This is a genomic window from Streptomyces sp. YS415, from assembly GCF_023544665.1.
Classification (GTDB): Bacteria; Actinomycetota; Actinomycetes; order Streptomycetales; family Streptomycetaceae; genus Streptomyces.
Window position 1 is genome coordinate 69,838 of record NZ_JAMJFL010000022.1, and the last position, 14,467, is coordinate 84,304.

A 14,467-nucleotide genomic window follows, 5' to 3' on the forward strand; every position below is an offset into this window, starting at 1 on the left:
TGCGCCCGGTACAAGAGGAGACCTCCGGCGGGGGGCGCCATAACAAAAACCCCCTCGCTGACCTGCGGCCGCCGAAACGGCTGCCCCTGCGTGGTTCGTGGCGATGCGGTCTGCGGTACGCGACCATACGGACGCCGCCCCGGCACGAAACGGACACGGTGACAGGAAGAAGGACAGACATGCCCGGCAGTGAGAGCGAGAACCCGGTAATCCCCTCCCCGAGTCCCGCATCGACTCGGCCTAGGACGAACCGGGACTGGTGGCCCAACCAGCTGGACCTCCAGGTCCTGCACCAGCACTCGTCCCGCTCCAATCCGATGGAGGAGGACTTCGACTACGCGAAGGAGTTCGCGACCCTCGACGTCGAGGAGTTGAAGCGGGACGTCTTCGAGGTGATGACGACGTCCCAGGACTGGTGGCCCGCCGACTACGGCCACTACGGGCCGCTCTTCATCCGGATGAGCTGGCATGCCGCGGGCACCTACCGCGTCGCCGACGGCCGGGGCGGCGGCGGCAGCGGCGCACAGCGCTTCGCGCCGCTCAACAGCTGGCCGGACAACGCGAGCCTGGACAAGGCACGCCGTCTGCTCTGGCCGGTCAAGCAGAAGTACGGCCGGAAGATCTCCTGGGCCGACCTCCTCGTCTTCACCGGCAACTGCGCCATGGAGTCGATGGGGTTCAAGACGTTCGGGTTCGGCTTCGGACGCGAGGACATCTGGGAGCCGGAGGAGATCTTCTGGGGGCCCGAGGACTCCTGGCTCGGGGACGAGCGCTACAGCGGCGACCGGGAACTCTCCGGTCCGTTCGGTGCCGTGCAGATGGGCCTGATCTACGTCAACCCGGAGGGGCCCAACGGCAATCCGGATCCGCTGGCCGCCGCCAGGGACATCCGCGAGACGTTCGGGCGGATGGCGATGAACGACGAGGAGACGGTCGCGCTCATCGTCGGCGGCCACACCTTCGGCAAGTGCCATGGTGCGGTCGACGTCAGCTACATCGGCCCGGAGCCCGAGGCGGCCCCCGTCGAGCAGCAGGGTCTCGGCTGGCGCAACACCTACGGCAGCGGCGTCGGCCCCCACGCGCTCACCAGCGGGCTCGAGGGCGCGTGGACCTCCGCGCCGACCCGGTGGGACAACGGATACCTCAACAACCTGTTCGGGTACGAGTGGGAGCTGACGACGAGCCCCGCCGGTGCGAAGCAGTGGACTCCGACGGATGCCTCGGCCCAGGGCACCGTGCCCGACGCCCACGATCCGTCGAAGAGGCACGCGCCCATGATGCTGACGACGGACCTGGCGCTGAAGGTGGACCCGGTCTACGGGCCGATCGCCAAGAGCTTCCACGAGAACCCGGACAAGCTCGCGGAAGCGTTCGCCAAGGCCTGGTACAAGCTGCTGCACCGCGACATGGGGCCCCTGTCGCGTTACCTCGGCCCGTGGATCCCCGAGCCGCAGCTGTGGCAGGACCCCGTCCCCGACATCGATCACGAGCTGGTCGGGGACGAGGACATCGCCGCCCTCAAGGCCACGATCCTCGACTCGGGACTGTCCGTCTCCCAGCTGGTCACCACGGCATGGGCAGCGGCGGCGAGCTTCCGCGGCACCGACAAGCGCGGCGGCGCCAACGGAGCACGGATCCGCCTGGCACCGCAGAAGGACTGGGAGCAGAACGACGTGCCCGAGGTCACCGGGACGGTGGCGGCCCTGGAGCGGATCCAGCAGGACTTCAACGCGGCGCAGACCGGCGGTACGAAGGTGTCGCTCGCCGACCTGATCGTCCTGGGCGGCTGCGCGGCCGTCGAGCGGGCCGCGCGGGACGCCGGGCACACCGTCACGGTCCCGTTCGCCCCCGGCCGCACGGACGCCTCCCAGGAGCAGACCGACGTCGAGTCGTTCGCCATGCTCGAGCCCAAGGCGGACGGGTTCCGCAATTACCTGCGGACGGGGGAGAAGCTGTCGCCGGAGACCCTGCTGCTGGACCGGGCCAACATGCTCACCCTGACCGCTCCCGAGATGACGGTTCTGATCGGCGGCATGCGGGCCCTGGACACCGGCTTCAAGCAGGCCCGGCACGGGGTCCTCACGGACCGGCCGGGGACGCTGACCAACGACTTCTTCGTCAACCTGCTCGACATGGACACGGAGTGGAAGGCGTCGGCCGCGGACGAGAACGTCTTCGAGGGCCGGGAGCGCGCCACGGGCGAGGTGCGGTGGACCGCCACGGCCGTCGACCTCATCTTCGGTTCGCACTCCCAGCTCCGGGCCCTGACGGAGGTGTACGGCTCCCGGGACGCGGGCGAGAAGTTCGTGCGTGACTTCGTGGCGGCGTGGGACAAGGTGATGAACCTGGACCGGTTCGACCTCTCCTGAGCCCGATGGTTCGGCTCCTGCTCGCCGCGACGCACGGCGAGCCGGAGCCCGGCCGGCCGCCCCTCAGAGGCGGGTCCACTTCTGGTTGGCCTGGCCGTTGCAGGTCCACAGGACCAGCGGGGTACCGTTCGCGGTGCCCGCCCCGTTGGCGTCGAGGCAGAGCCCGGCGTGGACGTTGCGGATGGACCCGTCGGAGCCGACCGTCCACTTCTGGTTGTTCTGGCCGTTGCAGGGCCAGGTGATGACGCGGGTGCCGTTGGATGTGCCCTGGTTGACGGCGTCCAGGCACTTGTCGCCGAAGACGCGGATCTCGCCGCCCGCCCACGTGGTCCACAGCTGATTGGCGGCGGTGTGGCAGTCCCAGAGCAGGACCGTGGCCCCGGCGGCGGTGGAGGCGTTGTCGACGTCCACGCAGCGGCCGGCCCCGCTGCCCCGCAGACGCGAGGTGGTGGCGGCCACCGGGCTGCCCCCGCTCACCCGGAACACGGCGACGCCGTGTGCGGGCACGTTCGCCGAGATCTGCCCGGAGGTGCCGGACGTGCCGCCGGTCCACAGGTCGGTGAGGGTGAACTGTCCGCCGGACAGGCCGACTTGCGCGGCCGATGTGGTGACCGTCGTGGTGCCGCTGCCGCGGTTGAACAGGCCGACCGCCACCGAACCGTCCGACAGGGGCTTGGCGAACACCTCGGTGGCGCCGTCGTCGCGCACCTTGCGCCCGCCCGCGCCGAGCGCGTCCTGGTTCACCGCCAGCAGACGCGGGTTGCGCAGGATGGCGCTCACGTCGGCGGACATGGTGCGGATGTCGTTGCCGGCCATCAGCGGGGCGCTCATGAGCGCCCACAGGGCGAAGTGGGACCGGGACTCGGTCAGTGACAGGCCGGGCCGGCCGACGACGAGCATGTCGGGGTCGTTCCAGTGTCCCGGGCCCGACTGTGCCGCCAGCGGTGCGTTGACGTCCAGGACGTTGCCGACGCCCATGGGATAGCTGTTGGTGTTGCCGTTCTGCCAGATGTCGAGCAGATCCTCGGTCGTCCGCCACAGGTCGGCGACCTCGCCCCAGTTGTACGTGGCGCCGGTGATGGCGTGGAAGCTGTTGGGGTTGATGCTGTAGACGATCGGGCGCCCGGTGGCGCGCAGGGCGTCGCGCATGAGGGTGAACCGCGCGACCTGCTCGTCGCGGGTGCCGCTGGACGAACACCAGTCGTACTTGAGGTAGTCGACACCCCACGAGGCGAACGTGGCGGCGTCCTGGGCCTCATGGCCCTTGCTGCCCGTGGACCCGGGGTAGGTCCCCACGGTCTGCGCGCAGGTGCGCTCCCCCGGCACCTGGTAGATGCCGAACTTCAGCCCCTTGCTGTGGATGTAGTCCCCGAGCGCCTTCATCCCGCTCGGGAACTTGGTGGGATTGGCCCGCAGGTTGCCCGCCGTGTCCCGCTGCGGGTCGAACCAGCAGTCGTCGACCACCACGTAGCGGTAGCCGGCGTCCCGCATGCCCGAGGACACCATCGCGTCGGCGGCCTGGCGCACCTGCGCCTCGGTGATCCCACACCCGAAGCTGTTCCAGCTGTTCCACCCGAGCGGTGGGGTGAGCGCCGGGCTGCCCGGCGCGGCGGAGGCGGTGGAGGAGGAGTTGGCCGTCACGGACGCGGTGACCGTCAGCGCGGCGGCTACGAGAAGGCGGAGCAGTCCGCCTGATCGTCGGGGCACCAGGGCTCCTTTGCGCGTGGGGGCGCCGCACGAACGCCAGGTTCGAAATTTCGTACGGCATTCGGAAACTCGAGGTGTCACGGATAGTAGAGATGCGGCTGAACATGTCAACACTGTCAACTGGCGGCTCAGCCCCAGGCCCCCACCGGCAGGAACGAACTGTCCTGCCGGAACAGGTCCGTCCCGTCGGACCGTTCCACCCGCAGCTGATAGCCGTAGTGCCGCAGATAGCGGCCCGGGTAGTTGTACGACTCGAAGCGCAGGGCGCCCGTCGCCGTGCCGGTGCGGGCGATGAACGTGGCATCCCTGGCGAAGGCCGTGGTGCCGTTGTCGGTGTCGAAGCGGGCGCGGAAGTCGTAGTGGCGCAGGTAGGCGCCGGAGGCGTCGCGGAAGGAGTAACCGCCCGCGTCGGCGAGGCCGGCGGTGACCGTGAAGGTGGCCGCCTGCTTCTCGGCGGTGGCGCTGGAGGCGCTCACCACGGGGAGGTTGAGGAGGGCCGACTGCTGCTGCCAGTAGCGGGTGGGGTAGTTGGCGGACCGGAAGGAGCGGGTGACGTCGCGGGCCAGGCTCGGACCGCCCGGCACGGTCTCCTTGACCACGCTGAAGTGCCGGGCCGTTCCGGAGATCGCGGGCAGCGCGGCCGGCGCCGACCACGTGGCGAAGGTGTCGTAACTGTCGCTGTAGTAGTAGCTGCCGTCCCCATAACCGTCGAAGAACATCCGCCAGGCTCCGTTGTCGAGCTGGATCAGGGCCGGGCCCTCGCGATAGCTGCCCCAGCCCGCCCAGTTGCCCGTGCGGGTGATCGTGTACGGGCCGGTGAGGCTCGACGCCGTGCCGTACTCGATGTACTTCGTCGTCTCGTTCTTGGTGAAGGCGTGGTACGTCGAACCGGTCCGCACGAGGAACGTGTCGATGTGGTTGGCGCCGATGCCGGTCAGGGCGACCGGTGAACTCCACGCGGCGAGCGCGGAGTTGGTGGCCCTGAGCCGGTACGGCGTGAAGATCCACTCGTTGTCCGTGGTGGAGCAGGACACGATGATGTGCACGCTGCCGTCGCCGTCGACGAAGAACTCCGGCGCCCAGGCGCGGGAGAGGTTCGCTATCGGGACCGGGTAGTCATAGAGGAAGGTCCAGTTGACCCGGTCCGCGCTGCGCGCGAAGCCGATGGTGGTGCTGGTGTCCTGCCAGGTGCGGGTCGTGTACGTGACGTAGTAGTAGCCGTCGGTGTGCCGGATGACGCTGGCGTCGCGGATGCGGCCGGCGGGCGGGGTGTAGGCGGCGGAGCGCAGCAGCCGGAAGTCGGTGGCGTCGTCGGACTGGTAGACGTTGACGGTGCCGTCATTGCTGTTGAGGAACGGCACGATGGTGTAGCGGGTGGCGGAACCGCTCGGCGGCGCGGCGGCGCCGGCCGTGCCGAGCAGTCCGGGCGCTTCGGACAGCAGCAGCGCCGAGGCGGGTACGGCGGTCATCGCCCGGAGCAGGGTGCGGCGGGACGTGCTGGGGCGTTGCGGGGTCATGGGCGGCTCTCCCTCTGACGCGTGGGGCACACACCGACGTGTTCGACTTACCGAACCTGGTTCGGAAGATCGGTCAGAAGGTAGGGGTGTGACGAAGGTGCGTCAATGGTCCGCGCACCACTCCACGCCGGCCCCCGAACGGCCGCCCTAGAGGCTACTGTTCAGTAGACAAGGCCGTCCCCGGAGGTGCCCGGTATGACGTTCGACCGTTCCGCAGGGCTCGCCGAGTCCGCCCGCGCCCTGGCCGACGGGGACGTGACGTCCCGGACGCTGGTCGAGCAAGCCCTCGCGCGCATCGAGGCGACGCGGGGTTCCCTCAACGCCTTCCGGACCGTCCGGGCCGAGGCCGCGCTCGCCGAGGCGGACGAGGCGGACCGGGAACTCGCCGCCGGCGCACGGCGACCGCTGCTCGGCGTGCCGGTCGCCGTCAAGGACGACATGGACGTGGCCGGGGAGCCCACCGCGTTCGGCTGCCAGGGGGAGTTCCCGCCGGTCGCCGAGGACGGCGAGGCGGTACGGCGGCTGCGTGCGGCCGGGGCCGTGATCGTCGGCAAGACCAACACCTGCGAACTGGGGCAGTGGCCCTTCACCGAGGGCCCGGCCTTCGGCGAGACCCGCAATCCGTGGAACCCCGAGCACACGCCGGGCGGGTCCTCGGGCGGTTCAGCCGCCGCCGTCGCCGCCGGCCTGGTCCCCGCCGCGCTCGGTTCGGACGGCGCCGGGTCGGTGCGGATCCCGGCGTCGTGGACCAACCTGGTCGGCATCAAGCCGCAGCGCGGCCGGATCTCGACCTGGCCGCGCGGCGAGTCCTTCCAGGGCATCACGGTCAACGGCACGCTGGCCCGTACGGTCGCCGACGCGGCCCTGCTGCTGGACGCGGCGAGCGGCAACCACGCCGGGGACCCCTACCGTCCGCCGGCCGTCGACGCCTCGGCGGCCGTGGGCCGCGACCCCGGACGACTGCGCATCGCCCTCGCCCTGAAGCCCCCGTTCACCGCACTGCCCGCCCGGCTCCGGCCCGAGGTGCGCGACAGGGTCGTCGAACTCGCCGAGAAGCTGGCCGCATTGGGGCACACCGTCGAGGAGGCGGATCCGCCGTACGGGCAGATCGGGCTGACCTTCGTGCCGCGGGCCACCGCCGGGATCGCCGAGTTCGTGAGCGAGTCGCCCTTTCCCGCGCTGCTGGACCGGCGCACCCTGGGCGCCGCCCGGCTGGGCCGGATGCTGGGCGGGGCGCCGCTGCGGGCGGCCCGGCGCGCGGAGGCGGTCCTGCACCGCCGTATCGGCGCCTTCTTCGACACGTACGACGTGCTGCTCGCGCCGACGACCGCCGCTCCCCCGCCGCGGATCGGCGCGATGCTGGGGCTCGGCGGGCTCGCCACCGACCGCGCGATGATCGCCGCCTGCCCCTTCGCCTGGCCGTGGAACGTGCTGGGCTGGCCCGGCGTGAACGTCCCCGCGGGGTTCGTCGAGGGCGGTCTGCCGGTCGGCGCCCAACTGCTGGGACCGGCCCACAGCGAGCCCCTGCTGCTGTCGCTCGCCGCCCAGTTGGAGGCGGAGCTGCGCTGGCACGAGGCGTGGCCGCCGGGGCAGGTCGCCTCGGACATCCCGGCCGTGTAGAGGAAGGGCGGGGTGCCCGGCGTCGGTTCGCCCCCGCCCACGCTCTACGGTGATCCCCGTGACTGCGTCCACCGAAGAGAACGTCCCCGGCCGTCAGGGCCCCTTCGCCACCGTCGAGGCCGTCCCCCGCGAGGTGGGCCGGGTGCGCACCGAGTACGCGCCCGCGCACGACGGCGACCCCGATCCCGGGGAGATCGTGTGGACCTGGGTGCCGTACGAGGAGAACGACGGCCGGGGCAAGGACCGGCCCGTGCTGGTGGTGGCCCGGGAGCCGGGCGGCACCCTGCTGGCGGTGCAGCTGTCCAGCAAGCGGCATGACGCGCACCGGGACTGGGTGGCGATCGGGAACGGGCCCTGGGACCGGACCGGGCGGGACTCCTGGGTCGCCGTGGACCGGGTGCTGCGGCTGCACGAGCGGGGCATGCGGCGCGAGGCGTGCGCGCTGGACCGGATGCGGTTCAACGCGGTCCGGCACCGGCTGCGGGAGCGCTACGGCTGGAGCTGAGGCTCCGGGAACGCCCGTTCGAAGGCCGCTCGGGTCGTCGTCCGCGGGGTGCGGTCGAGGATGCCGAACACGACGTGCTCGAAGCGGCCGGCGAACAGCCCGCCCGGACCGAGCAGCGCCCGGAACGCACCCGCCACCTGCCCCGGTTCGTTCTGGAACACCCCGCAGCCCCAGGCGCCGAGCACCAGGCGCCGGTAGCCGTGGACGGCGGCCACCTCCAGCACCCGCTCGGCGCGCACCGCCAGGGCCCCGGGGAGGTCCGCGGCGCGCTCCGGTGCCGTACGCCTGACGACTCCCGCGTTCGGCGCCGCGGAGGTGAGGAATCCGGCCGTGTACGGCGAGTCCAGCAGGCGTCCGCGGTCGTCGCGGAAGACGGGCACGGCAGGTGAGTGGATGACCCGGTCGGTGTAGAAGGGGTCGCGGTGGGCCCGGTGGTGGTCGTAGAACTCGCGGACCTCGATCAGGCAGGTGTAGAGCGCGGAGGCCCGGCACAGGGCCTCCTCCTGGGCCTGGGCGCCGTTGAGGTAGCCGCCGCCGGGGTTGCGGGCCGAGGAGAAGTTCAGCACGGCCGTCCCGGCGCCGAGCCGGCGCGCCGCCTCCAGGCTGCTCTCGCCGGTGACCTCGATGCGCGTGTCCGCCGACGGCGCCGCGGGCACCGGCACGGGGCCGGGGCCGTACATGCGCGTGCCCTGTCTGGCGGCTTCCACCGCTGCGGCGATCAGCACCTCGCGGCCGTCGGACGCGGGGTAGGAACCCGCGGCCACGATCCGCTCCGTCCGTTGTGCGAGCTCCCGCAGGCGCGCGCTCATGGCGCCACCCCCGTGAGCGCCTTGAGCGCGCGCCGGGCGCACTCCCCCGTCGTGCTCATGTACGCATCGTGGGCGATGGGCCACGGGTGGTGCAACGGAGTTTTTCCGGCCCGCGAACGGACCCGGAAACCGGCGGGAACTGGATGTGTCCGCTCCGGAACATCCCGGGAGGCGCCCTTGTGCGGAGCCCTTTCAGCGTCTTGGGTGGGACGAGTGTGCCGTCCCGGCCCACCCGAAATGCCGGGCCGGTGGCATGGTGGAATATCAGGAGGATTCCGATATGCCAGATTCATCCAGCGGGTCGCCACCGAGCGGCTGTACCAAGCCCCGGACCTCGGTGTCCGAGGCCGAGGTCGAGGCCCTCGTCCGCGGCATCTGCTTCAAGACCGGCCCGCCGCGCACCCTCGGGGTCGAGGTGGAATGGCTCGTCCACGAGCTGCGCAGTCCGCAGCTCCCCGTCACACCCGAACGACTGCGCGCGGCCTACGCCGCCCTGCAAACCGTGCCCCTGAGGTCGGCGCTCACCGTCGAGCCCGGCGGCCAGCTGGAGCTCAGCTCGCCGCCCGCCGCCTCCCTGATGGAGTGCATCGGTACCGTCTCCGCCGACCTGGACGCCGTCCGCGCGGCCCTGCGCGAGCACGGTCTGGGACTGGTCGGCATCGGCCATGATCCCTGGCACGAACCCCGCCGCTATCTGCGCGAGCCCCGCTACGACGCCATGGAGGCCTGCCTGGACCGCAGAGGTCCGGCCGGGCGCGCCATGATGTGCACCTCGGCCTCCGTCCAGGTCTGCGTCGACGCCGGCCACGAGGAGCCGGGCCCCCTGGGTCACGTACGGCGCTGGTGGCTCGCCCATCAGCTCGGCGCGGTCCTGGTGGCGGCCTTCGCCAACTCCCCCCTCGCCGGGAACGAGCCCACCGGCTGGCGCTCCACCCGGCAGCTGCTGTGGATGGAGATCGGCGAGGAGCGGGCGGGCGGTCCCCCGCTGGACGGCGACCCGCGCGCCGCCTGGGCCCGGCATGTGCTGGACGCGCCGGTGATGTGCGTACGCCAGGACAGCGGACCGTGGGAGGTCCCGGACGGGCTCACCTTCCGGGAGTGGACCCGGTCGGCGGCGCCGAGGCCGCCCACCCGGGAGGATCTCGGCTACCACCTGACGACCCTGTTCCCGCCGGTCAGACCGCGGGGCCATCTGGAACTGCGCATGATCGACGCGCAGCCGGGCGAGGACGGCTGGATCGTGCCGCTCGCCGTGACGGCGGCGCTGTTCGACGACCCCGAGGCCGCGGAGACCGCCTACCGCGCGGTGAAGCCGCTGGCCGAGCGGGCGGTGCCGGTGCCCGCCCCGCACAACCCGCTGTGGACCGACGCGGCCCGGCACGCGATGAGCGACCCCGAACTGCACGAGGCCGCCGTCGTCTGCTTCGCCGCCGCGCTGGAGGCACTGCCGAGGATGGGCGCCACCCCCGAGGTCACGGAAGCCGTCACGGCCTACCGGGACCGCTACATCGCCCGGGGCCGATGTCCCGCCGACGACCTGCTCGACCGCCTGCCCGGGAAGGACATCCGCACATGACCGACCCCGCCATCGATCCCGAGACGCTCCGGGAGCGGGCCGTGACCACCCTGGTCACCGCGCGGGACCGCACCACCCTGCTCACCAGTTGCGTCGAGGACCCCGACCTCACCGCGCAGCACTCCCCGCTGATGTCGCCGCTGGTGTGGGACCTGGCGCACATCGGCAACCAGGAGGAGCAGTGGCTGCTGCGGGCCGTGGCGGGCCGGGAGGCCATGCGCCCCGAGATCGACAGCCTCTACGACGCCTTCGAGCATCCGCGTTCCGAGCGCCCCACCCTGCCGCTGCTGCCGCCCGCCGAGGCCCGCCGGTACGCCGCCGACGTACGCGGCCGGGTGCTGGACCTGCTGGAGAGCACCGCCTTCCACGGCACCCGGCTGACCGAGGCGGGCTTCGCCTTCGGAATGATCGCCCAGCACGAACAGCAGCACGACGAGACGATGCTGATCACCCATCAGCTGCGCAAGGGGCCGCAGGCCCTCACCGCCCCGGACCCGGAACCGGCCCCGCTGTTCACCGGCCCGGCCGAAGTCCTGGTCCCCGGCGGCCCGTTCACCATGGGCACCTCCACCGAGCCGTGGGCGCTGGACAACGAACGCCCCGCGCACCGACGCGAGGTGGCGCCCTTCCACATCGACACCACCCCCGTCTCCAACGGCGCCTACCAGGCGTTCATCGAGGACGGCGGCTACGAGAACGAGCGCTGGTGGGACCCGGCGGGGTGGGCCCACATCCGGCAGCACGCCATCCACGCGCCGCTGTTCTGGCGCCGGGACGGCAAGCAGTGGCTGCGGCGCCGGTTCGGGGTGACCGAGGTCGTACCGCCCGACGAGCCGGTGCTGCACGTGTGCTGGTACGAGGCCGACGCCTACGCCCGCTGGGCGGGACGCCGGCTGCCCACCGAGGCCGAGTGGGAGAAGGCCGCCCGCCACGACCCGGCCGGCGACCACTCCGCCCGCTACCCCTGGGGCGACGCCGACCCGGCCCCCGAGCACGCCAACCTCGGCCAGCGCCATCTGCGCCCGGCCCCGGTCGGCAGCTACCCGGAGGGTGAATCACCGCTCGGTGTACGGCAGTTGATCGGCGATGTGTGGGAGTGGACGGCGAGCGACTTCCTGCCCTACCCCGGCTTCGTGGCGTTCCCGTACAAGGAGTACTCGGAGGTGTTCTTCGGGCCGGAGCACAAGGTGCTGCGCGGCGGTTCGTTCGCCGTGGACGCGGTCGCCTGCCGGGGCACGTTCCGCAACTGGGACTACCCGATCCGCCGGCAGATCTTCGCCGGGTTCCGCACGGCCCGCTCGGAGACCGTCTGATGTGCCGTCATGTGGCCTACCTGGGGCCCGAGGAGCCGCTCGCCGGCTGCCTGGTGCGGCCCCCGCACGCCCTGTACCGCCAGTCCTGGGCCCCCCGGCGGCAGCGGCACGGGACGGTCAACGCCGACGGCTTCGGCGTCGGCTGGTACGCCGCCGGTGACCCGGTGCCGGCCCGGTACCGGCGGGCCGGGCCCATCTGGGCGGACCTGTCCTTCGCCGACCTCGCACGCGTCGTCAGGACGACGTCCCTGCTGGCCGCGGTGCGGGACGCGACGCTCTCCGGGGCGGACGCGGAGGCCGCGGCGGCGCCCTTCGCCTCCGGTACCTGGCTGTTCAGCCACAACGGCGCCGTCCCGGGCTGGCCGGACTCCCTCGCGCCGCTCGCCCGGACGCTGTCCGCGGCGGACCTGCTGTCGCTGGAGGCCCGCAACGACTCGGCGTTCGTGTGGGCGCTGGTCCTGGCCCGGCTGCGCGCCGGGGACAGCACGGGCCAGGCACTGGCCGACACCGTCCGGGAGGTCGCCGAGGCGGCCCCGGGCGCCCGGCTGAACCTGCTGCTGACCAGCGGCGACAGCATCACGGCGACCGCCTGGGGCGACACGCTGTGGTACCTCACCGCACCCGGCCGCGGCACGGTCGTGGCCTCGGAACCGTACGACGACGATCCGCTCTGGCACGAGGTCCCCGACCGCACGCTCCTCGTCGCGAGCCGCACGGACGTCACTCTCACTCTGCTGAAGGAGCCGGGCGAGTCCTCGGCCTCCGCACCGTCGAAGGAGCCCCGCACGTGAGCCCGTTCCTGCTCACCCGCCACCTGCCCGAGGACGCCACCGAGGCCGCCCTGCGCGCCGACGTCCTGCACGGCCTGACCCGCACCCCGAAGACGCTCCCGCCGAAGTGGTTCTACGACGCCCACGGCAGCGAACTCTTCGAACAGATCACGGAGTTGCCCGAGTACTACCCCACACGCGCCGAACGGGAGATCCTGATCGCCCGCGCCGAGGAGATCGCCGCCGCCACCCGCGCCCGCACCTTGGTGGAACTCGGCTCCGGCTCCTCGGAGAAGACCCGGTACGTCATCGACGCGCTCACCGAACTGCACACGTACGTCCCCGTCGACGTCAGCGAGAGCGCCCTGACCCAGGCCGGGCACGCCCTCATCGGGGAACGGCCCGCCCTGGACGTGCACGCGCTGATCGCCGACTTCACCGGCGGGCTCACCCTGCCCGGCACCCCGGGCCCCCGGCTGATGGCGTTCCTCGGCGGCACGATCGGCAACCTGCTGCCCGCCGAGCGCGCGGCCTTCCTCGCCCGGGTCCGCGCGCTGATGGCGCCGGGGGACGCCCTGCTGCTCGGCACCGACCTGGTCAAGGACGAGCAGGTGCTGGTCAGGGCCTACGACGACGCGGCCGGGGTGACGGCCGCGTTCAACAAGAACGTCCTGACCGTCGTCAACCGGGAACTGGGCGCCGACTTCGATCCCGGCGCCTTCGAGCACGTGGCGCTGTGGGACGCCGACAACGAGTGGATCGAGATGCGGCTGCGGTCCCTCACCGCGCAGACGGTGAAGGTGCCCGCCCTGGACCTCGCCGTCGACTTCGCGGCCGGGGAGGAACTGCGCACCGAGGTGTCGGCGAAGTTCCGGAAGGAGGGCGTGCGCGGCGAACTGGTCGCGGCAGGGCTGGAGCTGACCCACTGGTGGACGGACGAAGACGGCCGGTTCGCGCTGTCGCTGAGCGTGGCACGGTGACGGACGGCTCGCGCGATGTCCCGCCGTGGGGCACCGTGGAGTGACGCGTGTGAGAGGAGCACCCACATGTCGAACCACACCTACCGGGTCACGGATATCGTCGGCACCTCGCCCGAGGGCGTGGACCAGGCCATTCGCAACGGTATCGAGCGGGCTTCGCAGACCCTGCGCAACCTGGACTGGTTCGAGGTGACCGAGGTGCGCGGCCAGCTCGAGGACGGGCAGATCGCGCACTGGCAGGTGACCATGAAGGTCGGCTTCCGCCTGGAGTAGACCGGCCGGCGACCTCGCCAACCGGTCTGCTCAGGTCCGCCCCTCCCGCTCCTGCGCGGTCTTCAGCGCGGCGGAAGGGGCGGTCCAGCGCGCCCGGACGACGGTGAACCCGGCCTTTTCGGCGTCCGCGCAGACCAGTTCGTCGTCGTCCACCAGGACCCGGATCTCCCGGGTCCTGGCCAGGCGGCGGAGGATCTCCAGCTTGGTGCGCCGGGCGGGCCTGCGGTCGGTGTTGCGCCGCATGTACACGCGACCCTCGGGCAGTTCCTGGGCCGCGAGCCATTCCAGGGTGTCCGCGCGGCAGCGTTCGGGCCGCCCGGTCAGGTAGACGACCTCGCACTCCTCGGCGCTGGCCAGTACCAGCGCGATGCCCTCGGGGATCGGCGGGTCCGCGGGCGCGGCGGCGAAGAAGGCGTCCCAGTCGCGGGGCTTGGACTCCAGGAACCGCTGCCGGTGGGCGGTGTCGGCGAGCGTGTTGTCGAGGTCGAACACGGCGAGCGGGCGTTTGGGGCTGTCGGTCACGCCGTCCACCCTACGCAGCGGCGGCCCGGTGACTGGGGCGGCCACCGCAGGCGCCACACTTCTGTCATGCCTTTGACGCGCCGCACGTCCCTGACCGGTTCCGCCTGCACGCTCGTCGTCTGCCGCGGCTGTTGCTGCGGCAACGCCCGCAAGCATCCGGGCACCGATCACGAGGGGCAACTGGAGGTGCTGCGCGCGGCGGCCGCGGAGCACGGCTTCCGGATCCGTACGACCGACTGCCTGGGACCGTGCGATCAGGCCAATGTCGTCGTGGTCGGCCCCTCGGCGGCGGGCCGCCGGGCGGGAGGGCGGCCGACGTGGGTGGGGTTCGCCACGGACCACGACAGCACCGAGGAGGTCGTGCGCTGGCTGGCGGCCGGCGGACCCGGCGTGGCCGAGCCGCCGGTCACGCTGGAACTCCAGTTCATCGACCCGCCGAAGGACGCCCGGGTCCGCTCCCGCCGCTGACCACCACCCCAGTTGTTAATGGGATCCATTTTCATGTA

Annotated in this window: 13 protein-coding genes; 9 read left to right on the plus strand and 4 right to left on the minus strand. The window is 72.1% G+C overall.

Going from position 1 to position 14,467, the window contains the following annotated elements:
• Positions 1-179 precede the first annotated feature (179 nt).
• On the plus strand, positions 180-2,369 hold the full coding sequence (gene katG / locus M8H82_RS25425; protein ID WP_250077341.1) for a catalase/peroxidase HPI: 2,190 nt from the start codon (positions 180-182) through the stop codon (positions 2,367-2,369).
• 63 nt (positions 2,370-2,432) lie between these two features.
• On the opposite strand, the gene M8H82_RS25430 is transcribed toward katG, so the two are convergent.
• Positions 2,433-4,076 (minus strand): ricin-type beta-trefoil lectin domain protein, encoded by a 1,644-nt coding sequence (locus M8H82_RS25430; RefSeq protein WP_250077342.1) that lies wholly within the window; start codon positions 4,074-4,076, stop codon positions 2,433-2,435.
• A 128-nt stretch (positions 4,077-4,204) separates the two neighbouring features.
• Positions 4,205-5,593, minus strand: a complete 1,389-nt coding sequence (locus tag M8H82_RS25435; RefSeq protein ID WP_250077343.1) for a glycoside hydrolase family 43 protein — start codon at positions 5,591-5,593, stop codon at positions 4,205-4,207.
• Positions 5,594-5,788: 195 nt separating this feature from the next.
• Here M8H82_RS25435 and M8H82_RS25440 point away from each other — a divergent pair, with 195 nt between their 5' ends.
• Both M8H82_RS25440 and M8H82_RS25445 read left to right on the plus strand, forming a co-directional pair.
• Entirely contained in the window at positions 5,789-7,213 is a 1,425-nt protein-coding gene (locus M8H82_RS25440) for an amidase (protein WP_250077344.1), read from the plus strand.
• Between the two features lie 58 nt (positions 7,214-7,271).
• Entirely contained in the window at positions 7,272-7,718 is a 447-nt protein-coding gene (locus M8H82_RS25445) for a type II toxin-antitoxin system PemK/MazF family toxin (RefSeq protein ID WP_250077345.1), read from the plus strand.
• Here the strand turns inward: M8H82_RS25445 and M8H82_RS25450 are convergent.
• A complete protein-coding gene (locus M8H82_RS25450) occupies positions 7,703-8,527 on the minus strand; it encodes a TIGR02452 family protein (RefSeq protein ID WP_250077346.1) in 825 nt (274 codons plus the stop codon). The genes M8H82_RS25445 and M8H82_RS25450 overlap by 16 nt on opposite strands.
• A gap of 280 nt (positions 8,528-8,807) precedes the next feature.
• On the opposite strand from M8H82_RS25450, the gene egtA reads away from it, so the two are divergent.
• From egtA to M8H82_RS25475, 5 genes are all read left to right on the plus strand, one after another.
• A complete protein-coding gene (egtA, locus tag M8H82_RS25455) occupies positions 8,808-10,103 on the plus strand; it encodes an ergothioneine biosynthesis glutamate--cysteine ligase EgtA (RefSeq protein ID WP_250077347.1) in 1,296 nt (431 codons plus the stop codon).
• Positions 10,100-11,416 carry an ergothioneine biosynthesis protein EgtB gene (gene egtB, locus M8H82_RS25460; protein WP_250077348.1) on the plus strand — a complete coding sequence of 439 codons (1,317 nt, stop codon included), beginning with the start codon at positions 10,100-10,102 and terminating at the stop codon, positions 11,414-11,416. The genes egtA and egtB overlap by 4 nt, the downstream gene beginning before the upstream one ends.
• A complete protein-coding gene (egtC, locus tag M8H82_RS25465) occupies positions 11,416-12,207 on the plus strand; it encodes an ergothioneine biosynthesis protein EgtC (protein ID WP_250077349.1) in 792 nt (263 codons plus the stop codon). The genes egtB and egtC overlap by 1 nt, the downstream gene beginning before the upstream one ends.
• Positions 12,204-13,166: an L-histidine N(alpha)-methyltransferase gene (gene egtD, locus M8H82_RS25470; RefSeq protein ID WP_250077350.1), complete on the plus strand. Its 963-nt coding sequence runs from the start codon at positions 12,204-12,206 to the stop codon at positions 13,164-13,166. The genes egtC and egtD overlap by 4 nt, the downstream gene beginning before the upstream one ends.
• A gap of 66 nt (positions 13,167-13,232) precedes the next feature.
• Positions 13,233-13,439, plus strand: a complete 207-nt coding sequence (locus M8H82_RS25475; protein ID WP_250077351.1) for a dodecin — start codon at positions 13,233-13,235, stop codon at positions 13,437-13,439.
• Between the two features lie 30 nt (positions 13,440-13,469).
• Here the strand turns inward: M8H82_RS25475 and M8H82_RS25480 are convergent, their stop codons facing one another.
• A complete protein-coding gene (locus tag M8H82_RS25480) occupies positions 13,470-13,961 on the minus strand; it encodes a hypothetical protein (protein WP_250077352.1) in 492 nt (163 codons plus the stop codon).
• Between the two features lie 66 nt (positions 13,962-14,027).
• Here M8H82_RS25480 and M8H82_RS25485 point away from each other — a divergent pair, with 66 nt between their 5' ends.
• Positions 14,028-14,429, plus strand: a complete 402-nt coding sequence (locus tag M8H82_RS25485) for a (2Fe-2S) ferredoxin domain-containing protein (RefSeq protein WP_250077353.1) — start codon at positions 14,028-14,030, stop codon at positions 14,427-14,429.
• Positions 14,430-14,467: the final 38 nt, after the last annotated feature.

What these genes read in the sequence shown, in the direction of transcription:
- katG (WP_250077341.1), top strand. Translation starts at nt 180, where the DNA reads ATGCCCGGCAGTGAGAGCGAGAACCCGGTAATCCCCTCCCCGAGTCCC.
- M8H82_RS25435 (WP_250077343.1), bottom strand. Translation starts at nt 5,593, where the DNA reads ATGACCCCGCAACGCCCCAGCACGTCCCGCCGCACCCTGCTCCGGGCG.
- M8H82_RS25440 (WP_250077344.1), top strand. Translation starts at nt 5,789, where the DNA reads ATGACGTTCGACCGTTCCGCAGGGCTCGCCGAGTCCGCCCGCGCCCTG.
- M8H82_RS25450 (WP_250077346.1), bottom strand. Translation starts at nt 8,527, where the DNA reads ATGAGCGCGCGCCTGCGGGAGCTCGCACAACGGACGGAGCGGATCGTG.
- egtA (WP_250077347.1), top strand. Translation starts at nt 8,808, where the DNA reads ATGCCAGATTCATCCAGCGGGTCGCCACCGAGCGGCTGTACCAAGCCC.
- egtB (WP_250077348.1), top strand. Translation starts at nt 10,100, where the DNA reads ATGACCGACCCCGCCATCGATCCCGAGACGCTCCGGGAGCGGGCCGTG.
- egtC (WP_250077349.1), top strand. Translation starts at nt 11,416, where the DNA reads ATGTGCCGTCATGTGGCCTACCTGGGGCCCGAGGAGCCGCTCGCCGGC.
- M8H82_RS25475 (WP_250077351.1), top strand. Translation starts at nt 13,233, where the DNA reads ATGTCGAACCACACCTACCGGGTCACGGATATCGTCGGCACCTCGCCC.
- M8H82_RS25485 (WP_250077353.1), top strand. Translation starts at nt 14,028, where the DNA reads ATGCCTTTGACGCGCCGCACGTCCCTGACCGGTTCCGCCTGCACGCTC.